Annotated in this window: 16 protein-coding genes and 2 tRNA genes; 11 read left to right on the top strand and 7 right to left on the bottom strand. The window is 68.4% G+C overall.

Annotation, left to right across the window (positions count from 1 at the left end; genetic code table 11):
* Window positions 1-111: 111 nt before the first annotated feature.
* Window positions 112-1,452, top strand: a complete 1,341-nt coding sequence (locus AC0Z36_RS13710) for a vWA domain-containing protein (RefSeq protein WP_485463111.1) — start codon at window positions 112-114, stop codon at window positions 1,450-1,452.
* Here AC0Z36_RS13710 and AC0Z36_RS13705 read toward each other — a convergent pair whose 3' ends face one another.
* Window positions 1,453-2,043, bottom strand: a complete 591-nt coding sequence (locus AC0Z36_RS13705; RefSeq protein WP_485463110.1) for a Uma2 family endonuclease — start codon at window positions 2,041-2,043, stop codon at window positions 1,453-1,455.
* 284 nt (window positions 2,044-2,327) lie between these two features.
* Between AC0Z36_RS13705 and AC0Z36_RS13700 the strand changes: the two genes are divergently transcribed.
* From AC0Z36_RS13700 to AC0Z36_RS13670, 7 genes are all read left to right on the top strand, one after another.
* Window positions 2,328-3,509 carry an acyl-CoA dehydrogenase family protein gene (locus AC0Z36_RS13700; protein ID WP_485463109.1) on the top strand — a complete coding sequence of 394 codons (1,182 nt, stop codon included), beginning with the start codon at window positions 2,328-2,330 and terminating at the stop codon, window positions 3,507-3,509.
* Window positions 3,506-4,441 (top strand): bifunctional MaoC family dehydratase N-terminal/OB-fold nucleic acid binding domain-containing protein, encoded by a 936-nt coding sequence (locus AC0Z36_RS13695; protein ID WP_485463108.1) that lies wholly within the window; start codon window positions 3,506-3,508, stop codon window positions 4,439-4,441. Before AC0Z36_RS13700 ends, AC0Z36_RS13695 begins: the two co-directional genes overlap by 4 nt.
* A 7-nt stretch (window positions 4,442-4,448) precedes the next feature.
* On the top strand, window positions 4,449-5,564 hold the full coding sequence (locus AC0Z36_RS13690) for an acyl-CoA dehydrogenase family protein (RefSeq protein WP_485463107.1): 1,116 nt from the start codon (window positions 4,449-4,451) through the stop codon (window positions 5,562-5,564).
* A gap of 89 nt (window positions 5,565-5,653) precedes the next feature.
* Complete coding sequence (locus tag AC0Z36_RS13685; RefSeq protein WP_485463106.1) at window positions 5,654-6,076, top strand: MaoC family dehydratase; 423 nt, start codon at window positions 5,654-5,656, stop codon at window positions 6,074-6,076.
* Window positions 6,073-7,254, top strand: a complete 1,182-nt coding sequence (locus tag AC0Z36_RS13680) for a lipid-transfer protein (protein WP_485463105.1) — start codon at window positions 6,073-6,075, stop codon at window positions 7,252-7,254. The genes AC0Z36_RS13685 and AC0Z36_RS13680 overlap by 4 nt, the downstream gene beginning before the upstream one ends.
* A gap of 294 nt (window positions 7,255-7,548) precedes the next feature.
* On the top strand, window positions 7,549-8,286 hold the full coding sequence (locus AC0Z36_RS13675) for a DUF1906 domain-containing protein (RefSeq protein WP_485463104.1): 738 nt from the start codon (window positions 7,549-7,551) through the stop codon (window positions 8,284-8,286).
* Window positions 8,287-8,463: 177 nt separating this feature from the next.
* Entirely contained in the window at window positions 8,464-10,095 is a 1,632-nt protein-coding gene (locus tag AC0Z36_RS13670) for a long-chain fatty acid--CoA ligase (protein ID WP_485463103.1), read from the top strand.
* A 77-nt stretch (window positions 10,096-10,172) separates the two neighbouring features.
* Here the strand turns inward: AC0Z36_RS13670 and AC0Z36_RS13665 are convergent, their stop codons facing one another.
* Window positions 10,173-13,409, bottom strand: coding sequence for a PAS domain-containing protein (locus AC0Z36_RS13665; protein ID WP_485463102.1), 3,237 nt, complete (start codon window positions 13,407-13,409; stop codon window positions 10,173-10,175).
* 161 nt (window positions 13,410-13,570) lie between these two features.
* Between AC0Z36_RS13665 and AC0Z36_RS13660 the strand changes: the two genes are divergently transcribed.
* Window positions 13,571-13,661: transfer RNA gene (locus tag AC0Z36_RS13660), tRNA-Ser, on the top strand.
* A 184-nt stretch (window positions 13,662-13,845) separates the two neighbouring features.
* On the opposite strand, the gene AC0Z36_RS13655 is transcribed toward AC0Z36_RS13660, so the two are convergent.
* The gene (locus tag AC0Z36_RS13655; protein WP_485463101.1) at window positions 13,846-15,069 is read right to left on the bottom strand and encodes an ABC transporter substrate-binding protein; all 1,224 of its coding nucleotides are present in this window, start codon (window positions 15,067-15,069) and stop codon (window positions 13,846-13,848) included.
* Window positions 15,070-15,445: 376 nt separating this feature from the next.
* Between AC0Z36_RS13655 and AC0Z36_RS13650 the strand changes: the two genes are divergently transcribed.
* Together AC0Z36_RS13650 and AC0Z36_RS13645 are read left to right on the top strand one after the other, a co-directional pair.
* Window positions 15,446-15,521, top strand: a tRNA-Arg gene (locus tag AC0Z36_RS13650).
* A 192-nt stretch (window positions 15,522-15,713) separates the two neighbouring features.
* Complete coding sequence (locus tag AC0Z36_RS13645) at window positions 15,714-16,682, top strand: anti-sigma factor RsbA family regulatory protein (protein ID WP_485463139.1); 969 nt, start codon at window positions 15,714-15,716, stop codon at window positions 16,680-16,682.
* 6 nt (window positions 16,683-16,688) lie between these two features.
* Here AC0Z36_RS13645 and AC0Z36_RS13640 read toward each other — a convergent pair whose 3' ends face one another.
* The 4 genes from AC0Z36_RS13640 to AC0Z36_RS13625 all read right to left on the bottom strand — a co-directional run bounded on the left by AC0Z36_RS13640 (window position 16,689) and on the right by AC0Z36_RS13625 (window position 22,459).
* Window positions 16,689-17,933, bottom strand: a complete 1,245-nt coding sequence (locus AC0Z36_RS13640) for an MBL fold metallo-hydrolase (protein ID WP_485463100.1) — start codon at window positions 17,931-17,933, stop codon at window positions 16,689-16,691.
* A gap of 188 nt (window positions 17,934-18,121) precedes the next feature.
* Window positions 18,122-19,501, bottom strand: coding sequence for a hypothetical protein (locus tag AC0Z36_RS13635; protein WP_485463099.1), 1,380 nt, complete (start codon window positions 19,499-19,501; stop codon window positions 18,122-18,124).
* 10 nt (window positions 19,502-19,511) lie between these two features.
* The gene (locus AC0Z36_RS13630) at window positions 19,512-21,518 is read right to left on the bottom strand and encodes a phosphatidylglycerol lysyltransferase domain-containing protein (protein ID WP_485463098.1); all 2,007 of its coding nucleotides are present in this window, start codon (window positions 21,516-21,518) and stop codon (window positions 19,512-19,514) included.
* Between the two features lie 533 nt (window positions 21,519-22,051).
* Window positions 22,052-22,459 carry a hypothetical protein gene (locus AC0Z36_RS13625; protein WP_485463097.1) on the bottom strand — a complete coding sequence of 136 codons (408 nt, stop codon included), beginning with the start codon at window positions 22,457-22,459 and terminating at the stop codon, window positions 22,052-22,054.
* Window positions 22,460-22,544 lie beyond the last annotated feature (85 nt).

Here is a 22,544-nt window from a genome sequence, read left to right as displayed (position 1 = left end):
TGTGCTTTTTGGTGTCTTTGGCCGACTTCGTCGGGGATCCGGGTCAACTCGTAGCCGGTTCTTCGCGTCTCTACCAGCGGGAACACCCCGCCACGGGCGACACTGTGAACCATGCAGATGCTCACCGCCGGCGCCAACGCCGCTGCCCCGGACGGCGATTTGACCCTGTTGGTGCGCCGCGCCTCGGGTGCGACCGTCGATGTCTCCGCCCTGCTGGTCGGGGCGGACGGCCGGGTCAGGTCCGACGCCGATTTCGTCTTCTACAACCAGCCCGACGCGGCTGACGGCGCCGTGCAGCACCTGGTCGGGCCGCGCGGGCAGGAGCGGATCGTCGTCCACGCTGCCGCTGTGCCCGCCGCCGTCGACCGGGTGGTGATCGCGGGGTCCGTGGACACTGGCACCTTCGCTGACGTCACCGGGCTGCGCCTGGAGCTCCTGGACGCCTACGGCAAGCCCTGTGCGGCCTACGACGTGGAAGCCCGCGGGGGTGAGACGGTGCTGGTCCTCGGCGAGCTCTACCGGCGGCAGGGCTCGTGGAAGCTGCGTGCGGTCGGCCAGGGCTACGACACCGGCCTGGCCGGGCTGGCCGCGGACTTCGGCGTGACCATCGAGGAGGAGACCCCGCAGCGGAGCGCGGCTCCGACTGCCGGGTGGTCTGAAGACCCGACCATGCGCCTGCCGCCCCCGGCGGACGATCCGCAGACCGCCGGGCTGCCCAGGGACATGGGCGTACGGGTCTCCCTCCGCAAGGAGGCAGTGCGCGTCTGTCTGGAGAAGAAGGGCATCGGCGGTGTCCGGGCCAGGGTCGCGCTGGTCGTCGACCGGTCGGGTTCGATGCGCAAGCTGTACGCGAGTGGGACGGTCGGCGACCTGGTCGAGCGGATCGCCCCGGTCGCCGCGCGGCTCGACGACGACGGCGAACTGGACGCGTGGCTGTTCGGGGACGACTTCGAGGCGTTGCCGGCGCTGCGAATCCCTGAGCTGCCGGGCTGGATCGACCGGAACATCTTCATCAACGCGCCCAAGGGTGAGCAGCTGCCCCGCCGGGCCGACGGCTCGTTGCGGACCCCGGAGCCGTTCACCAAGGCCCGGGGCGGCAACAACGAGCCTGCGGTGATCAAGGACGTCGTACGGAAGTACTCCACTGAACCCGGCGCTCCCGTCCTTGTGCTGTTCTTCTCCGACGGTGGCGTCAACCGGTCCCGGCAGATCACCGAACTGCTCACCGAGGCGGCGGAGCTGCCGATCTTCTGGCAGTTCATCGGCCTGGGCCGGTCCGAGTACGGCATCCTCGAAAAGTTCGACACGATGCCCGGCCGGAAAGTCGACAATGCCGGCTTCTTCTGTGTCGAGGACATTGAGAAGATCAGCGACTCGCAGTTGTACGACCTGATCCTCAACGAGTTCCCGGACTGGCTGGCCGAAGCGCGGGCCAAGGGCGTCCTGGGCTGACTACTTGCCCGATGTGTACTCCCGGCGGAACATCCCGGTGTTCAAGCCCGCGTCGAAGGGCACGGGGATGTGGATCGTCTTTCCGTACGGTGCCGTCGTTGAGGTTCGGTACGCGCCGTCCTCGGGGTCGGAGAACACTGTGGTCTCCCGGGTGAGCGGGTCGATCCTGATGTAGACCGGGATGCGACCGGAGGCATAGCCGGGGGCCTTCTTGTTGCCTTCGGAGAGCTCCGCGCGGTTGGAAATCACCTCGACCACACAGTGGACTGACTCGGGTGACAGCTTCCACTCCTTGTTGTCCCAGGCGGCCTCTTCGTCGATGACTGCCAGGTCGGGGACGTAGCCGTCGCGGTGCGGCGTGTGGGGGAGCATCACTGTGATCGGGGATGTCGTGACATCCGTGCCCGGCGGCATATTGGGCACGAGGAAGAGCCGCTCCAGCCGCTTGAGCAGCCCGTTGTGTCCGAGCACAGGCGTTGGTGACATCACGATACGTCCCCCGATCAGTTCTACCTTGAAGCCTTTCGGCGCGTCGATCGTGTCGAAGACGTGCTCTATACCGGTGGTTTCGCGATGCGGTGTGATGGTCATCCGGCTCGCCTCCTCCGCCTCAAGGTCGTGACTTCTCGGGCGGGGTCTGGCCCGCTTCATTCCACGATAGGCGGACCGCGTCGGGTCTGCGGCCGGTGGCCACGATCGGGTGACGTCCGGAGTGAGCCCCGATCGCTCAATATGCTTGATATTGACAAGCAGTCCCCGGTGGGCGAGATTCGATCCTGCATGATGCTTGCTTGAGTCACGGGCCCGGATGGTCCTTGGAAACGCCGGGCGGCACGTGCGGACCCAATGGTCTAGCAGGTGAAGGAGCCGGTCACGTGCATCTTGCCCCGACGCCCGCGCAGGAGGCTCTGCGGGCTGAACTGCGGGCGTACTTCGCCCGCCTGATCACCCCGGAAGTGCGTAAGGAGCTCGCCGCCGAAGGTGAGGCCGGCGGGCCCACCACCCAGCGGGTGCGCAAGCAGCTGGGCAGCGACCGCTGGCTCGGGCTCGGCTGGCCGACCGAGTTCGGCGGCCAGGGCAAGGGCCCGGAGATGCAGTTCATCTTCTTCGACGAGGCCTACCGCGCCGGTGCGCCCGTCTCGATGGTCACCCTCAACACCGTCGGCCCGACGCTGATCAAGTACGGCAGCGCGGAGCAGAAGGCGTTCTTCCTGCCGAAGATCCTGGCCGGGGAGCTCATCTTCGCGATCGGATACAGCGAGCCGTCCGCCGGAACCGACCTCGCGGCGCTCAAGACCCGGGCGATCCGTGACGGCGACGAATGGGTGATCAACGGTCAGAAGATCTTCACGTCGACCGCGCAGGGGGCTGACTGGATCTGGCTGGCCTGCCGGACGGACATCGACGCCCCGAAGCACAAGGGCATCACGATGATCCTGGTGCCGACGACGGACCCCGGGTTCTCCTGGACGCCGATCACCAGCGTCGGTGGGATGACCACCACCGCGACGTACTACGACGACATCAGAGTCCCGTACGGGAATCTGGTGTTCGAAGAGAATTCCGGCTGGAAGCTGCTCACCAACCAGCTCAACCACGAGCGGGTGTCGTTGGCGGCCCTCGGCATGCAGGCCGAGGACTTCTTCGACGAGGTGCTCAGGTGGGCCCGGGAGACCGAGATCGAGGACGGCAAGCGTGTCGTCGACCAGCCCTGGGTGCAGCTGAAGCTGGCCGAGATCTACGCCCGGCTGTCGGCTGTACGGATGTTCAGCTGGCGGCTGGTGCACGACGTCGGCAATAACACTCTCAACCCGGGCGACGCCTCCGGCGTGAAGTTTTTCGGCACCGAAAGCGCGATCGAGGTGTACCGGAACCTGCTTGAGATCGTCGGTCCCGAGGCAGTCATCCGCCCGGGCGGACCCGGCGCGTTCCTCGCGGGGCAGATCGAGCAGATGAACCGCCGGGCACAGATCAACACCTTCGGCGGCGGGGTCAGCGAAGTGCAGCGGGAGATCGCCGCGATCATGCGGCTCGGCATGGGCAAGGTGCAGCGTTGAGTACGGAATTCCTGGTGCAGGTAAAGAAGTTCGAGGGTGTCCACGACCAGTCGGGCGTCTTCGCGCTCGACCCGGTCAACGGGCCGATGATCCGGCACTGGGCCGAGGCGATGGGGGATGAGAACCCCGTCTACACCGATCCGGAAGCAGCTGCCAGGACGCACTTCGGCGGGATCGTGGCCCCGGCCACCATGCTCCAGGTGTGGATCATGCGTGGGCTGCACGCCGGCACAACGGTCAACTCGAAGGTCGGCGAACTCTACAAAATGTTCACCGACGCCGGAATGAAATCCGTCGTCGCGACGAACTGCGAACAGGAATACATCAGGCCGCTCAGGCTCGGTGAAGTCGTCGAATACGACCAGCTCATCGAGACGGTGTCGGAGGAGAAGACCACCGGTCTGGGGACCGGGCACTTCATCACGACGCTGACCAACATCTACATCCACGGGACCCGCGAACTGGTCGGCACCCACCGGTTCCGCATCCTGCGATTCACTCCGCACAAGAAGAAGGCCGTGCAGAAGGAGCGTCCCCTTCGTCCGCGCCGCGTGGTGAACCGCGACAACCAGGGATTCTGGGACGGGGTCGACGCCGGAAAGCTGCTTATCCAAAAGTGCACCGGTTGCGGCGAACTCCGTTTCCCCTGGGGCCCCGGCTGCAATATCTGCGCCTCCCTGGAATGGGACACGGTCGAATCCTCCGGGCGCGGCACTGTCTACTCGCATGTGACGATGCATCACCCGAAGTTCCCAGCATTCGACCAGCCTTACGCGGTAGGACTGATCGAGTTGGAAGAGGGTGTACGGATCGTCTCGAACGTGGTCGGCATCCCCCACGAGGACGTGAAGATCGGCCTGCCTGTCCGGCTTGAATTCCGGACCATCGACCCGGAGCTGACGCTCCCCGTATTCGTGCCCGTGGGGGAGTGAACGAGCCGTGGATTTCCATCTGACAGAGGACCAGCAGTCCCTTTCCGGGCTGGCTGAAAAGATTTTCAAAGACCTGTCGACACACGATCGATTGAAGAAACTCCGGTCGGCCGGCGAGGAGTTCGACGCCGAACTGTGGGGCAAGGTCGGCGAGGCCGGACTGCTCGGCGCGGTCATCGACGAGAAGCACGGCGGCGGTGGACTCGGCATCGTCGGGCTCGCGCTGCTGCTCGAGCAGCAGGGGCGCTTCACGGCGCAGATCCCGCTGCTCGACACGGCGGTGTACGGGCTGCTGCCGCTGCTCGAATTCGGCACGCCGGAACTGATCGGGACCGACCTGGAACCGATCCTCACGGGCGCGCGGATTGTCTCCGGCGCTATCGCGGAGTCGGGCAGTGCGTTGCCGGGGGTCCCCCGTACGACGGCCCGTTTCGTGGACGGCGAATGGCGGCTCAGCGGCACGAAGGTGGCGGTGCCCTGGCTCCAGGTCGCCCACCGGGCCCTCGTCACCGCGCAGGTTGAAGGCCGTACGGCCGTCTTTGTCGTTGACCTCGCGCTGGACGGCGCGACCGTCGAGGCCGCGCCGACCACCGCCCCCTGGGCCAGCGGAAACCTGCTGCTCAATGAGGCCCGGGGCGAGCTGCTCGGGTCCGTCGAGGACGGGCGCCGTATCACCGACCGGATCACCGACCTGGCCCGGGTGGCACTGTCGGCCCAGCAGGTCGGAGTGTGTGAGCAGGCCGTGGTCCGCACGGTCGAACATGTCACCCACCGCGAGCAGTTCGGCAAACCGCTGTCCGCCAAGCAGGCCGTGATGATGCGTGCGGCCGAGGCATACATGGACACCGAGGCGATCAGGGTCACCGTGCTCGAAGCCGCCTGGCGGATGGACCAGGGCGAGCCCGCGCGCGAGCAGGCCCTGGTCGCCCGCTGGTGGGCGTCGGAGGGCGGCAAGCGGGTCGTGCACGCCTGCCAGCACCTGCACGGTGGCACCGGTTCGGACATCGACCATCCCATCCACCGGCACTTCCTGTGGGGGCGTCAGATCGACGTGACCCTGGGTGCGGGGATCCAGCAGCTGGAAGCGCTCGGCGCGCTGTTCGCCCAGGGAGGCGCCAAGTGACTGCGCAGAATTCACCGGCTTCGCAGAGTTCACCCGTGCGCCCTGGGAATCCCAAGAATCTCACGAGCCCTATGAATCTCACGAGCCCTATGAATCTCACGAGCCTCACGTACGACGACGTCAACATCGGCGACGAACTGCCGCTTTTCGAGGTTCCGCTGACCCGGACACTGATCGTTTCGACCGCGATCGCCACCCGGGACTACCAGGACGTCCACCACGATCCCGGTCTTGCCGCAGACAAGGGCTCGCCGGACATCTTCATGAACATCCTCACCTCGAACGGTCTGGTGGGGCGCTACATCACCGACTGGGCCGGTCCGGAGACCGAACTGAAGAAGGTGGCGATCCGGCTCGGCGCACCGAACTACCCGGGGGACACCATGACCTTCACCGGGTCGGTGACGGGCAAGGCTGACGGCGTGGTCGAGGTCTCCGTCGTCGGGGCGAACAAGCTGGGCAAGCACGTGACCGGGACCGTCACGGTCGCGCTGGGAGGTGACACCAAGTGAGTCTGAAACGAGCGGACAACCTCCGTGGCAAAGCGGCCATCGCCGGCATCGGGGCGACGGAGTTCTCCAAGGAGTCGGGGCGGTCCGAGCTGACGCTCGCCGCGGAGGCGATCAAGGCGGCGCTGGCCGACGCGGGCATCGATCCTTCGGAGGTCGACGGTCTTGTCACCTTCACGATGGACAACAACCCTGAGATCACCGTCGCCCAGGCGGCTGGAATCGGGGAGCTGACGTTCTTCTCCCGGATCCACTACGGCGGCGGCGCGGCCTGCGCCACCGTGCAGCAGGCGGCCCTCGCGGTCGCCTCGGGTGTGGCCGAAGTCGTCGTCTGCTACCGGGCGTTCAATGAGCGCTCGGGTCGGCGGTTCGGATCGGGCGTGCTCCAGCGCGACCCCACGCCCGAAGGCGTGGGCCTTGGCTGGAACATGCCGTACGGCCTGCTCACGCCGGCTTCGTGGGTGGCGATGTACGCCCAGCGCTACCTGCACACGTACGGCGCGACCACCGAGGCCTTCGGGCACGTGGCCGTCGCCGACCGCAAGCACGCGGCGGGCAATCCCAACGCGTACTTCTACGGGAAGCCGATCACGCTGGCCGACCACCAGGCGTCCCGGTGGATCGTCGAGCCCATGCGGCTGCTCGACTGCTGCCAGGAGACCGACGGCGGCCAGGCGATCGTGGTGACCACGCCGGAGCGGGCCCGCTCGCTGAAGAACCGTCCGGCGATCATCACCGCGGCGGCCCAGGGCGCCGGGCGTATGCAGGAGCAGATGACCAGCTTCTACCGCGACGAGCTGACCGGCCTGGCTGAGATGCAGGTCGTCGCCAAGCAGCTGTGGCAGACCTCGGGCCTGACGCCCGACCACATTCAGACAGCGGTGCTGTACGACCACTTCACTCCGTTCGTGCTGATGCAACTGGAGGAGTTCGGCTTCTGCGGACGCGGTGAGGCGCCGGGCTTCGTCGGGGACGACAACCTGTTGCTGGGGGGCAAGCTGCCGACCAACACCCACGGCGGGCAACTGGGCGAGGCCTACCTGCACGGCATGAACGGCATCGCCGAGGGTGTCCGGCAGATCCGCAGGACGTCGGTGAACCAGGTGGAAAACGTGGAGAACGTGCTGGTGACGGCGGGTACGGGGGTTCCGACCTCGGGTCTGATCCTCAGCGTGGAGTAGATGTCCGCACTACCCCGCCATCCGGGTGGTCCTGTGCGACATCCAGTCCAGTTAGTTGTGTCCAGTGGATCCGTGACACACGGTGAGCCGGTCCGAATTGCGGCATTTGTCAGAATTTGGACCGGTTTTTCATGCGTCCTGAGAGGATCAAAAGTGCACCGGACACACCCGAAAAGATGGGCTCGCGCAGCCCTCGCCCTGCTGCTCGCAGCCGGAGTCACAACAACCGCAACCGGTTCGGCGGCGGCAGCGGACCACGACCGCGGGCGCGGGATGAAAACCCGCCCAGGACAGGTGCTGACGAAGCAGCGGGGCTTCCCCGACAAGTCCAAGATCTTCCACGGGCTGGCCTTCGACACCTGCGCGGCACCGAGCATCGCGACACTGAAGGCCTGGCGGGATTCGCCGTACGGAGCACTCGGCATCTACAGCAGCGGCAGCCAGCGGGCCTGCAAAAGCAACCGGCTGACCGCCGACTGGGTCCGGCAAGCACACGCCCAGGGGTGGGAGTTCCTGCCGATCCACGTCGGCGCGCAGGCACCGTGCAGCAGTTCGAAGAAACCAGGCCGGATCGACCCGACCCAGGCTGCCGCACAGGCCGGCGCCGAGGCCGACGAAGCGGTGGACAGCGCCGCCGCACTCGGCTTCAAACCGGGCAGCGCGGTCTACCTCGACATGGAGAACTACAACACCAACGACACCGGATGCCGCACGGCCGTGCTCGACTTCGTTGAAGCGTGGTCGCTGGAAGTCCGGGCGCGCGGCTGGGTGGCGGGCTTCTACAGCAGCCTCGGTTCCGGTGTCGCCGACCAGGTCAGAGCGGTGGCCGGGCCGCGGGCCCTGCCGGACGTGATCTGGTACGCCCGCTGGGACGGGCAGGCGGTGACCGCGGGCGACGGGGCGCTCCCCGACAACCTGTGGACGGGCTCGCAGCGCATCCACCAGTACAACGGCAACGTGAAGGAGACGTACGGCGACGTCACGGTCAACATCGACCGCAACGCGATGGACGCGCCGGTCGGCGTGCTCTGAAACAACGTCCTTCGAATCTGGACAAGGACCTTCGTACGGGGGGCAGACCGCCCGCAGGAACACAAGGGTGCGAAGCGACACCTATCTCGGGTGGTCAGGCTACTGACAGGTAGCGCCCCAACGGGAAGAATCAGGCCGTTCGCACCCGCAGACCCGTACAGCAGCTGGAGGCCACCCGTGCAGAGCACGATGCAGGACGTGCCACTGACGATCGCCCGGATCATGGAACACGGCACCACCGTGCACGGCGCCGCCCAGGTGATCACCTGGACCGGGGGTGAACCCCGCCGGGCCACCTACGCCCAGGTCGGGAAGCGCTCCGCGCAGCTCGCCCACGCGCTGCGCGGACTCGGCGTCACCGGTGACCAGCGGGTGGCCACTTTCATGTGGAACAACCAGGAACACCTGGAGTGCTACCTGGCGGTGCCCTCCATGGGGGCCGTGCTCCACACGCTGAACCTGCGGCTCGACCCCGCCCAGCTGATCTACATCGCGAACCACGCCGAAGACAAGGTCCTGATCGTCGACGGTTCGCTGGCCGCGATGCTCGCGCCCGCGCTGCCGCTGCTCAAGACCGTCGAACACGTGGTCGTCACCGGTGACGCCGATCTGGCACCGCTCCAGGCGTCCGGCAAGGGTGTACACCGGTACGAGGAACTCATCGTCGGCCAACCGACCACGTACCCGTGGCCGGAGGACATCGACGAGCACTCGGGATCCTCGCTCTGCTACACCTCCGGCACCACGGGGAACCCCAAAGGCGTCGTCTACAGCCACCGCTCGACCTACCTGCACAGCCTGCAGATCTGCACCGTCGAAGGCTTCGGGATCGGCTCCACCGACCGGATCCTGCCGGTCGTCCCGATGTTCCACGTCAACGCGTGGGGCATTCCGTACGCTGCGATGTTCGCCGGCGCGGACCTGCTGATGCCTGACCGCTTCCTCCAGCCCGAGCCGCTGGCCGCGATGATCGCGGCGGAGAAGCCGACCTTCGGCGCGGCCGTCCCCACCATCTGGGCCGGGCTCCTGGCCCACCTCGACGCACACGGCGGCGACGTGTCCTCGCTGCGCGAGGTGGTCGTCGGCGGTGCGGCCTGCCCGCCTTCGCTCATGAAGGCGTTCGACGAGCGTTACGGCATGCGCATCACCCATGCCTGGGGGATGACCGAGACCTCGCCGCTGGGCACTGTCGCGCGCCCGCCGCGCGGCGTCGAAGGCGAGGAGGCCTTCGCCTACCGCAGCACCCAGGGCCGCTTCCCGGCCTCCGTCCGGGCCCGGCTGATCGGCCCCGACGGCGAAACCATGCCGCATGACGGCGCGTCAGTCGGCGAGCTCGAAGTGCAGGGCCCCTGGATCGCGGCCTCGTACATCGGCGAGGCCGAGGGGGACGACCGCTTCGACAACGGCTGGCTGCGCACCGGCGACATCGGCAGCATCAGCGCGGACGGCTTCCTGCGGCTCACCGACCGGGCCAAGGACGTCATCAAGTCCGGCGGCGAGTGGATCTCTTCGGTTGAACTGGAGAACCACCTCATGGGCCACCCGGAGGTGGCCGAGGCCGCCGTCGTCGGCGTGCCCGACGAGAAATGGAGCGAACGCCCGCTGGCCACTGTGGTGTTGCGTGAAGGCGCCACGGTGACCTTGGCCGAACTGCGTGAGTACCTCGGCACGAAGGTCCCGCGCTGGCAGTTGCCCGAGCGCTGGTCGATCATTCCGACGGTACCGAAGACGAGTGTCGGCAAGTTTGACAAAAAGGCGATCAGGAAGTCTTACGCCGAGCACGAGCTGGCCATCACCGAACTGGCTTAGCCGCACGCGTCGACCATGTGCAAGAGTCCCCTTGGTGATCTCCAAAGGGGACTCGTGCACATGGTCGACGCAGTTTTTCAGTCTGCGTACTTGCGGACGAGGTCCACGATGCTCTGCTGGGCGTCCGGGGTCGTGGAGCGCTCCGACAGGCACAGCACCAGCTCGCCGGAGCGCAGCCGGTCCAACTCGCCCGTGTTCAACTGCGGTGCGGTGTAGACGACCACCGGGGCTGAAGCCAGGTAGTGGTTCGCCCGCAGCCAGTCCACAACACCGTGGCGGCGCTGACGCACCAGCATCAGGTCGAGCACCACGAGGTTCGGCATCACCTCGGGGGCCCGCGCGATCGCTTCCTCCTCCGAACCGACGTGTACGACCGTCAGCCCACGGCGCTCCAGCGAACCGGCCAGCGCGACGGCGACCTCGGGGCGCGCCTCCACCAGCAGAACCCGCCCGGTCGTGCCCAACTGCTCGGCCGGAGCCAGGGCCCGGAGCAGCACTGCCGGATCAGCGCCCTGTGACTGACCCCGGGTGACGGCCGAGAGCCCCGCGGTGACCAGCACCGGCACCCCGGCGCCAGTGGCCGCCGTACGCAGCGACTGAAGTGCTGTGCGGGTGATCGGGCCGGTCAGCGGGTCGACGAACAGGGCCGCCGGCTGCGTCTCAACGCTTGCCGCGACGTCTTCCCGGGACCGGACCAGGACCGGGCTCCAACCGTGCGCGGTCAGCGCGCCGGCGGTCGCCCGGTCGGGCTCGGGCCACACCAGGAGTCGCCGGGGCTGCCCGTCGGACGTCGGCGGGATCTGCTGCACACCCATGTCGTACGCGGCACCGGCCGGATAGCCGGGTCCGGAGTCCGGGTCACCGAAGCCGACAAAGGCCCCGGACGAGGGGCCGGGCCCGGAATCCTGCCGGGACTGGCTCCGGCTCTGGTCTTGGTGGGCCTGGCTGTGCTGTGGCTGCGCCTGGTCGTACTGGGCCTGGTCGTGTTGCGCCTGGCTGTGTTGCGCCTGACCGTGCCGGCCGGGCAGGTCGTACTGCCCCGATTGCGGGTCGGCCTGGTCCGGGCGGTCCTGCACGCTGGTCGTGCTTCCGTACCCGCTCTCCACGGACCTGGCCTGCTGCGGGATCGCCGCAGGGGGCGTCCCCAGCGGACGCCGGGAGCGCGCGACGTGCCTCGTGTGGTGACCGTTGGTCCTGGCCGCCGCAGGTTCGGCTGCCTGGGGGGAGCCGAGGGACTGCTCAAGCGGTTCCGGAGCGCCGAACGGCCGCTCGTGGCCGACCGGCGCCAGGGGAGTCGCCGTGGGCGGTGCCTGGACAGGCGCGGGCGGCATTGCCGGCGGTGCGGGGACGGGCGGAGCCGCGGGGACCAGCGGCACCTGCGGACCGGCCGAAGCGGGCTGCAGACCAGGCGACCGCTGATTGAGCTGCGGAGCATGGGCGCCCGCCGGCTCGGAGGTCCCGGCTGGCAGTGCGAACGGACCTGCGGCGGCCGGTGGCAGCTGGGCCGGGCCACCCGGGGCCTCGGCGCCCTGCTCCAGGCGGGACGCGGACACAGCCTGCTCCGGCACCGGCGGCGCCGGTATGTGCGGCGGCGGCACCTGCGGCATCGGCATGACCTGGGGGAGCCGCGGCGTCGGCATGGCGGCCTGCACCAGTCGGCCGGGACCGGAGTTCCCCTCAGTTGTCGCGGGCGTCCCTGCGGGGGGCCGCAGGGCAAGCCCCGAACCGGTTTCGGAGCCGGACTGCGGAGCCGGGGGGAGCGGTGTAGCCGGAGCGGCGGGCAGCGCCGGAGGGCCGCCCCGGGGACGGCGGCGGCGGGCGCCGCTGCCACCGGCTGCGGCCTCGTCGGTGCGGGCCGCCCCGGCCTGGGCGCCCGCCTCGGCGTCCACCGGGATCCCGACGACGTACGAGGAGGTCTTACCGGCCTTGTCGACCGCTTCGAGGGTGCCTGCGTGGGCCTCGATCACGGCACGGGCCAACGGCACGCGTACGGCGCTCGCGCGCACTGCGCCGCCGCGGACTTCGATCCGGGCGGTGTTGCCCTGCTGGACGGCCGACACGGTGATGGAGGTCGACGGGTCGCCCGCGGTGATCACGTCGGCGAGCAGGTGGCCGATGGCCCGGGTCATGGCGTCGACGTCGACCCGGACGCCTGTCCGGGACGCGGCGGCGGTGTCGGTGCTGATCTGCACCCCGGTGCTGCGGGCGAGCGACGTGACCGTCTCCACGGCCCGGTCGACCAGGTCGTCCACGGTGGTCGCCGTGCGCTCCGCCGTGCGCTCGGCCGTCCTCCGGGCGACGGCGTCGGGCCCGTCGGCCTGCTGGTGGTCGAGCAGTTCGCCGGAGAGGACGGTCAGGCCCTCCAGCTCACCGGCGACCTGGCGGACCACCCGGCGGGCGGCCGGGCCCAGTTCGCCGATGCCGCCGTCGGCGAGCGACCGCAGTCGCCCGAACGCCTCGCGCAGCCGCCCGGACAGTTCCCCGTCCACGAGCTCGGCCAACTGGTCGCGTTCGGTCGCGAGCCGGTCTCGTTCAGCGGCCAGCCCACGTTCGTTCGCGGTGTCGGTGAAGGTCATCACCGCGCCGACCACGGTCTTGCCGATCAGGATCGGAGCGGTCGTCAGATCGACGGTCACCGCCTCGCCGTCGCCGCGCCACAGGGTCTGGTCGGTCAGCCGCTGGCGGCGCCCGGACTCCAAGGTCTGCAGGGCGGGGCACTCGGCCGCGGGCAGCGGGGTGCCGTCGGCCCGGCGGGGTTGCAGGAGTTCGTGCAGGGACTTGCCGCCCAGTTCGGCGGCCTTGCGCCCGAGGATCTTCGTCGCGGCCGGGTTGACCAGCACGATCGAACCGTCGGCGTCGATGCCGATGACACCTTCGGAGGCGGCCCGCAGGATCATCTCGGTCTGCCGCTGCTGACGCTGGAGTTCGGCTTCGACGTCCAACGAGCCGGTCAGATTCCGTACGACGATCATCAGGAGTTCGTCTTCGGTGCCCGGGTGCAGGTTGGTGCTGGTCGCCTCGACCGGGATCGTGCTGCCGTCGGTGCGGTGCGCGGTCATCCGGATGGGCTTGGACCGGGGGTCGGAGTTCGGGCCCTGGCGCACGGAGCCGGGGATCCGGCTGCGGTCGAAGGTCGGCAGGACGTCGAGAAGTCCACGTCCGACCAGTGGGGTGCCCGGGGTTTCGAACGCCTGGAGCGCCATCGCGTTCGCGTTGACGACCGTGCCGTTCCGGTTGACCAGAAGCAATGCGTCAGGCAGTGCGTCGAGTATGGCTGCGAGGCGGGCGGCGCCTCGGGTTGGCCTGCCGCTCACGGAACGCTTACCTCCCAAGCTCACACACTGTGCCCGTTTTCAGCCGGGTTCCCAAGGACCCTCCCGGCCGCTCCCCCGTGGCATGTCTCCACGACTATCCCATTGTTTTTGCACGTTCGTTGACTGGGACGGTAATCTGTCGGCCGTCGGGTTACACCGATGGAGGCTTCGCCTAGTCTGGTCTATGGCGCCGCACTGCTAATGCGGTTTGGGTATCCAACCCCATCCCGGGTTCAAATCCCGGAGCCTCCGCAGTCAAAGAAGCGCCCTGATCCACCGTCAGCGACGGAGGATCAGGGCGCTTCTGCGTTTCCGGGCACCGGGTCGGGTGTGGCCCGACCTGTCCGATTTTTGGTATCGGCGCAGGTCAGGCCACATCTTGCGGACCGGCTGAGTGCGTCCTGGTGTCGCTTGGGAGGGCGCGTGTTCGTCGCTCTCAGCTCACCTGCGGACGCCCCGGCAGAGTCTTGAGCGACTTCAGTTCACCGGCCTGGTTGTACGTGTAGACCTCGATGTCCACCGCGTCCGGCTCGCCGCTCGCGGTCATGTCCAGGGGGCCGCTGACCCCGTCGTAGTCGATGTCCTCACCCTTGCGGATCAACTTGCGGCACTCGACGAAGGTCGTGCACTTCACGCCGGCGCGGGTGACTTCTACCATTTTGTCCCGAATCTTCTTCGGGTTCGTGGAGTGGGCCGCCTCCGCCGCCAATGCGACGGTGGTCACACAGTCGAAGGTCTGCGCCGCGTACTGCGTGGTCTCCACCGTCGGGTCGAAGGCCTTCAGCCCCGCTGCGTACGCTGCGTTCTCCACCGAAGCCGGCGCGGTCCCCTTCATCCCGGCCAGAACGCCCGGAGACTGCGGGGACACGGTCTGCGCCAGCTTCTCGTTGCGGAGCCCGTCGCCCCCGTACACACCGAGTTTCGGCCCCGGGGCAAGACCCTGCTTCAGCATCTCCTTGAGGATGTCCGCGCCCTCGTCATAGGACAGCAGGACGATCGCGTCGGCTTTGGACGCCTTGGCCTTGTCCACCTGCTTCTTGAAGTCAGTCGTCGCCGGATCGTACGGATCGATCGACGACGTCAGGTTGTTCTGCTTCAGGGCGGCAGCCGTCGCGTCGGCCAGGCCGCGCCCGTAGTCGTCGGACCGGGCGATGATCGCCACCCGCTTGTGCCCGTCGGCTGCTATCTGGTCGGCCAGGATCGGCCCCTGCAACGTGTCGCTGGCGGTCGTCCGGAAGTAGAAGTCGTAGTCCATGTAGTCGGTCAGCTTCACCGCGGTGTTGGACGGGGAGCACTCCAGTACGTCCGCCCGGGTGAACTTGTCGATCACCGCGAAGGTGCGCCCACTGGCTGCCGCACCCACCACCGCATGGACCTTCGCGTTCAGCAGTTTGTCCGCACCGGCCACCGCCTTCGCGTCGTCGCCGCCCTCGTCCGCGCCCACCGCCGCCGGGAGCTTCTTCCCGAGTACCCCGCCCGCCTGGTTGATCTGGTCGATCGCGTACTTCACCGACGAGATCTGAGGTGGGCCCAGCGCGGCCAGCTGGCCGGTCTCGGGCAACAGGTACCCGAACTTCAATGCTTCCTTTTCCCCCGCCCCGCCGTCGTTCCCACTGACGAGACCGCAGGCAGTGGTGCCCGCCAGTAGTGCCAGTGCCATGCCTGCCGCTCTTGCGGTCGTGATCGTGCGCACGAAATCCACTCCGTTTCCCCCTCCGGGGTTCCCGGAGCCGGCCCTTGTGAGGCAGGACTCCGGCACCCCGTTCAACGTCTGCTGAACGTGCCGTCCCCAAGGAGTGCGTCCGGAGCCGGGTCTGTGGCCGTTGCCGCAGCGCCGGGCTCCGCCTGGGGGCGTTGGTGCAGGAGAGTACGGGCGCACAACCGTTCAGCGGTAGGGGTGGTTGGGTGTTTTCGCAGGTCAAGGCCATTAAGTGAACTTTCGGAGCGCCCTTGGAACCCGTCCGGGCTTAACCGATTTCATCTCCGGGACGGGAGCCTGTATGGTTATTTACGTCGCAAGGGAAACCGAACGACAGGCGCTCGTAGCTCAACGGATAGAGCATCTGACTACGGATCAGAAGGTTGCAGGTTCGAATCCTGCCGAGCGCACCAGCTCAGGAAGGCCCCGCACTGAAAAGTGCGGGGTCTTCTGCGTTTCGGGCGCCCCTCACCGGACAGCTCCGCCGCACCGTCCCGGTGGTCCCGGCGGAACCGTCCGCGGCCGGTATTCGTTTTGCCGGAACTCCGAGTGAAGTCGCCCTGGGCGGTTAGGCTTCCGGTGATGGGGAGGGCGCGGTGATCGGCATGGGGCAAGGGACGGTGCAGGAGCAGGCTTTTCTCCACGAAGCCATGCTCTACGCCGGATACGACGGTTTCGTCGACGTCGTCGGTACGTACATCAGCGACTCCCTGACCGCGGGGGAACCGGTCATGGTCGCGGTCACCCAGGACAAGACCGATCTGCTGAAGGACGTCCTGAAGCAGGAACTGCGTGAAGCCCCCGGTCTGCTGTCCTTCGTCGACATGGAGAACGTCGGCCGCAACCCGGGCAGGATCATTCCGGTGTGGCGCGACTGGGTCCGTGAGCAGGCCGTCGAAGGGCGCAGGATCCGCGGGGTGGGGGAGCCCGTCTGGCTGGGCCGCAGCCCGGCCGAGATCATTGAGTGCCAGCAGCACGAGACACTGCTGAACCTCGCCTTCGGCGGATCACCCGCCTGGTGGCTCGTCTGTCCGTACGACACCACCGCACTGCCGGCCGACGTCATCGAAGAAGCGTGGGCCAGCCACCCCACCGTCCTGGAGCCCGGGAGCGGCCGCACTGACAGCGGGTTGTACGGCCGCCAGGGTCTGGACGCCATATTCGCCATGGAACTGCCCGAACCGGTAGGTCCCAGCGAGACCGTGCCGTTCCGCTCCGGTGGCTTGCCGGCCGTCCGCATCGCGGTGACCCGCCGGGCCGCCGCCGCGGGACTGCCTGAACTGCGCGCCCGCGAATTCGTCGTCGCGGTCAGCGAGGCCGCGGCCAACAGCCTCCGGCACGGCGGCGGCACGGGTGCCCTGCGGATCTGGCAGGACGAACGGTCGCTGGTGTGCGAGGTCCGCGACGCCGGATACATCGACCAGCCGCTGGTGGGCCGGGAGCGCCCCACCCCGTCGCAGGACGGCGGGCGCGGCCTGTGGCTGATCCACCAGATCTGCGACCTCGTCAGGATGCGCTCGTCACGCGACGGGGGGACGACCCTCCGGCTGTACCTCCACCTCACCGAGGGTTAGACCCGGCTACGCGGCGGGCAGCACCGAGGCCCGGCCGACCGTCGGCTCCTCCGCCAACGACCCAGCTGGCAGAGACGTGCCTGCCTGCGACTCAACCACCAACGACTCAACCACCAACGACCCGTCCGTCAACGACCCGTCCGTCAGCGGCACCGCCGACTGTGGCTGCGACTCCACGACCCCTGACTGCACCGCACGCCACCACAGGTCGGGCTCGGCGACGACAGCCGGTTCGAACCACTCGCCGGGGCGCGGCACCACCACCCGGCTGCCCGTCTTCACCGCCGCCTCCAGCGCCCGCTCCACCGGCTCCGCCCAGGCATGCGGCGCCAGGTCGAAAGTGCCCCAGTGGATCGGCAGCAGCACGTCGCCGCGCAGATCGCAGTGCGCCCGTACGGCGTCCTCCGGGTTCAGGTGGACCTCAGGCCAGGCCTCAGCGTAAGCACCGGCCTGCATCATCGTCAGGTCGAACGGACCGAACCGTTCACCGATCTCCGTGAAGCCCGGGAAGTAGCCGGTGTCGCCGCTGTGGAACACCCGGTGCTCCGCCCCGGAGACCACCCACGACGCCCACAGCACGGTGGCCGAAGCCCGTGGACCGCGGCTGCAGTAGTGCCGGGCAGGGGTGGCGGTGAACTCCAGGCCGGCGACGGTCGCGGTCTCCTGCCAGTCCAACTCGATGATCCGGTCGGCGGGCACACCCCACGCTTCCAGGTGCGCGCCCAGGCCCAGCGGCACCACGAACGGCACATCCCGCTGCGCCAACGCCTTCACCGTCGCCATGTCCAGGTGGTCGTAGTGGTCGTGCGAGACCACCACCGCAGTCAGCTCCGGCAGATCCGCGAACCGGATCGGCATCGGATGCAGCCGCTTCGGTCCGACCAGGGACGACGGCGAGCAGCGGGTGCTCCACACGGGGTCGAACAGCACCCGGGCACCGTCGATCTCCACGAGCACCGTCGCGTGGCCCAGCCAGGTCGCCCGCAGCCCGGAGTCCGGTGCGACCGTGTAGTCGTCGCTGGAGCGCTGGACCACCGGGATGGTGCCCTTCGGGTGGCGCAGCCCGGACGCAGCCCGCTGTGCCTGCAGCATGCTCCGCCACCCGCCCGGCACCATCCGCTTGGTGGGCACCGGATTGCGGAAGGCACCGTCCACGAAGTGCGGCGAGTTGCGGACCCGGTCCAGGCGGGCACCCGCTGGACGGGCGCCGATCGCCGCGATTGGGTTCCGTACGAAGTCGTCCCCGGTCACGTAGAGCTCCTTGGAGGTTCCGGGCGCTGCCAGCTGCGCCGGGTCTGTGCTGTCGAACCTTGTTGTCGCGCCTCAGGTGGTGCTTTTGTTGTGGTGCCCTGGGAGATTAACCGGCCCTCGGTGTCGGAAACGTCCTCCGCCGGGATGGGCCGGCAGGCACCCCCTCATACAGGGGGAGTAGCCGTGCGTCAGGGTTGGTTCAGGCCTTCAGGCAACGGTTTGCCGCTCTGCTTCGGCCCGAGGACCTTGGCCGCACCGAGCAGCAGCACTGCGCCGATGACCGCGTACAGGGCGAGTCCGACGGCACCGGAAACGGCGCCGTTCCCGCCGAAGTACACGGTCGAACTGGTCAGTTCGGTGCCAAGACCCGGCAGGACCCACGTGTGCATGTCCCGGAAGAACCCGGGCAACAGCTCCGGCGCGAACGGGCCGCCCGAACCGGGGTTGCCGAGCACTACGAACAACAGCAACACCACACCGGTCCCCAGCGTTCCCAGCCAGCCTTGGATTCCGGCGGCGGCCACCGCCGCCGCGAAGGTCACCAGCATCGCGCTGCCGGCCACACCCCAGAAGTGGCCGGGCCAGATGTCGTACGCGCCTACGGTCAGCGCCGCGCCCACCAGCCCGCTGCACACTGAAAGGCTGGCCAGTGCGCCGATCCGCAATGCGGCCCGCGCCAGTGTCGGGGGCACCGTTCCAACAAACAGGGTCAGTACGGTCGCCCCGAGGTAGCCGGTCACCATCAGGCCGACAACCAGGTAGAACGCTGACAGGCCGTGCGGGTCCTCGGCGGTCAGCGGGATCACGTCGTGCACCTGGAGTGGGAGGTTCGCCTGCTTGGCGGCTCCCTCGACGGCTGTCTGCACGGTCCGCGCGCCGCCGTTCGGGGCTGCTCCCGCAATGTCGAGCCCCAACCCTTGCGGGCCGGTGAACAGCACTCCGTACACCTTGTGGTCCTGGAGGGCGTCGTCCGCGTCGGCCCGGGTCTTGTAGGTCTTGGCCTCGACCGACTTGCTCTGCTGCCGCAGTCCCTGGGTCAGCTGCGCCGCGCCCTGGTCCCCGGCGACCACTGCGAGCGGCACGTCGCGCGGGTCCGGTTTGTGCAGCGCGCCGACGTAGGCCGCGATGAACGCGCTGCCCAGCGCGAGCACGCCGACCAGCAGGATCGCGACCCGGGCATACCACCGGACGGCCGGTTTGAGTTTGCCCGGCTCGTCGAAGAACCCGAAGTCCGTGCGCTTAGGGGAGGCGCTGTCCGAGGAAGCTCCGTCAGTGGGGGAATCGCTTGCGGCCGCGCGGCGCTGGCCTGCCTGCCGCGGTGCCGCCTGGCTCGGCGGGTCTTCGAGCGCTGTGCCGTGGACCGGGGACGCGTGCCGCGGGCCTCTGCGGACCGGGGCCGGCCCGTCCTCGGATTCCTCGGCGGCCTGGTCGGCCTTGGCGTCCTGGCCAGGCTTGGCGGCCTGGTCGGCCCTGCCGTCCGTACCGTCTCCGGCGGGGGAGGCCGGAACGGCCGAGGCCGCATCCCTGTCCGGGGATGCGGCCTCGGGTTCACCGTGCGGGTGCGTCATGTAGGGGGTCCTAGGGACTCGGGGGCCTGGCCCCGTCACCACTAGGTTCGGCGGGTTCGGCCATCTTCACCGGCTTGGCCGGGGCAGCCTTTGCTGCCTGCCAGGTGACGTGCCCACTTTGGTCCTTGTCATGCCCTGATTTGGTCGTTTTAGGTGACTTGCCGGAAGAATTTGACCCGACTGCCGCCTGCGCGTTGGCAGCCTTGGCCCCGTTGCCGTTCCGGACCCACGTACGGTCGAGCGGCTCGGTGTGCCGGCGCTTGAACAGCGACGGCAGGCTCGGCGCGGTGACGAAGCCCTCGGCCCGGCCTGAGGCCAGGCTGATCCGGGCAAGCTCGCTGGCCTTGCGGAACAGGACGTACCGCGGTTCCCAGATCGGGCGGTACTTGGCGTTCGAGCGGTACAGCGACTCCAGCTGGAACCAGCGGGAGAAGAACATCAGCGCACCGCGCCACATCCGCAGGACCGGGCCCGCGCCCAGCTTGGCGCCTTCCTCGAACACCGACCGGAACATCGCGAAGTTCAGCGAGAGGCGGTCGACCTTGTGCGCCTTCGCGTTGCCCAGCATCTCCAGGATCATGAACTCGATGAGGCCGTTCTCCGAGTCGCGGTCGCGGCGCATCAGGTCCAGCGAAAGACCGTTGCAGCCCCACGGCACGAAACTTAGGATGGCCCGCAGCTGCCCGTCCTTGTCGAGGCACTCGACCATGAAGCAGCGGCCGTCCTCCGGGTCGCCGAGGCGGCCCAGGGCCATCGAGAAGCCGCGCTCGGTCTCGCCGTCCCGCCAGTGGTCGGCCAACTCGACCAACTCGGCCATCTCGTCGTCCGGGATGTCCTCGTGGCGGCGCATCCGGGTGCTGTAGCCGGCCCGCTTGACGCGGTTGTACGCCTGCCGGACCACGCGCATCGCGCGGCCCTCAAGAGTGAACTCGTCGACCTCGACCAGAGCCTCGTCGCCCAGGACGAGCGCGTCCAGGCCGTGCCGGGCGTAGATGTTCCCGGCTTCCTCGCTCGCGCCCATGACGCCCGGGACCCAGGCCTTCTCCTGGGCCTCCTCCAGCCAGCGGTCGATCGCGCCGGGCCACGCCTCGGGGTCGCCGATGGGGTCGCCGGAGGCCAGTGAGACACCGCCGACCACGCGGTAGGCGATCGCGGCTTTGCCGGACGGAGACCAGATGACGGACTTGTCGCGGCGCAGTGCGAAGTAGCCGAGCGAGTCGCGCTCGCCCCACTTCTCCAACTGCTCGCGCAGCCGGACCTCATCGTCTGCGGTGAGCAGTTCCTGGTTCTTGGGGGCCCGGAACAGTGCGTACAACACGGCGAGGAGCACGAGCACGCCGACGATGTTGATGATGACGTCGGTCGTCCGGGGCACGCTGACCTCGGGGATGTCGCTGTCCGGGGACAGCGTGATCACCCGGAAGACGGTGTAGACGATGCGGTCGCTGACGGAGGCTTCGTTCTCGTTACCGGTGAAGGTGACCAGCGTCGAACCCAGGATCACCGCGATGACCACGCCGATGCTCAGCACACCGAGGGCGAGCTTGATGTTCTTCCGGTCGCCCTTGGCGTAGAACTCGCGGCGGCTGACCAGCAGACCGGTGAACATCACCAAGGTCAGCGCGAGGGAGAACCAGTTGAAGCCGTGGAACCTGAACCGCTCGTCCGGGAGCGCCATCGCCGCCACCATGAGTCCGAGCGTCAGACCGCTCATGGCCGTGACGAAGATCCACGCGGCTCGCTTACGGCGGTACAACATGATGCCGAGGAGTATGGCGAAGGCGGCTGTCGTGTAACCGGAGGTCGCCAGGAACGGAGTGAAGAACTCGTCCGAGTTGTGCCTACGGACCCCGTTGCGCAGCGGCACGAGGATCGCGGCCAGCAGATTCAGCCCGGCCACCAGCCGGAGGTACCAGATCGCTGTCCGGCGGCCGATCCGGCTGAGCCGTGCGGTCCTGGTGGGGCCACCGGCGTCTGTCTCGACTCTGCCGTCTCCAGCCTTGGCCGGGATGCTCACCGTGTGCCCCACTTCTTAGTCATGCCCGTCATGTCCGTCAGGACGGGAAGTCGGCCACCGATGGTTCTGCGAACGTTCGGTTGGGCAGCGCGACACTGCATGATGCTCCTTGACTGCGTGGACGGTGTACGCATGGTCGCCGGATCCGAGGTAGGCGCACAGCCGGTAAGCATGCCCGATTTGTCCGAAACTAGGCGCGTATACGGAAAGCGTAGACAGCTGGCGGCGCTGCGTCATGCCCGTAAAGTCGGCATGTGCGTCATTCCAGAGGATGACCTCTGCTCGGCGATCCGCCCCCGGGAGGATCATCCTGGGCCCGGACGGGGAATGCAATCAGGGGCGTGCCGCGGCTGATATCGGCCACATGTGCAAACTTTTTCGAACTCACAGCCGCCGTCGCTGACACACGGCGACCGGTGGAGGGAGTGAAACGCCGACGGGCCGGCACGGCATGCCGGGTGCATGCCGTGCCGGCCCGTGGTCCGGCCGCCCGGTTGAGCCGGGAGTGGGGTGGAGCTCCGAACAGGGTGTTGTCAGCCGATCGGCAGGCCGCCGAGCGGGAGCGCCGGGAGGGTGGGGGAAATCGGAGCGGCGGGGGCCACCGGTTTGGCCGCCTGGCTGGCGTTGCTCGCGGTTGTCGCTGCCTCGGTGGCCGGGACGGTGGCCTGTGCGGCCGTCGGTCCGGTCTTGTCAGCGGCCTCGCCGACCGTGGTGGTCGCGGCCGGGACGCCCTTCTCCGCAGTCTTGCTCAGGGCGCCGCTCGCGGACTGGCCGACGCCGCCCGGCAGCGCGCCGGTCAGGTCGTCGGGCTGGCTCAGACCGTTGAGCCCGCCGGGCAGTCCGGCGGAGGCGTGTGCTCCGGTCGAGATGAGCAGCGGGGCGACGCCGGCGGCTGCGATCAACAGGGCGGTCCGGGCGACACGGCGCTTGATGTCCGTCATGGTGCTCCTCACGGTGTTTGTGAACGCTGTCGGCCACGCCGGGCCGAACTCACACCGTGACTACCGCGTGACCGCCCGGGTGGTT

This window comes from Kitasatospora sp. UYEF31 (assembly GCF_057291755.1).
The sequence above is the reverse complement of the archived record's forward strand: the minus strand, read 5'-3'. Positions and strand labels throughout refer to the sequence as shown.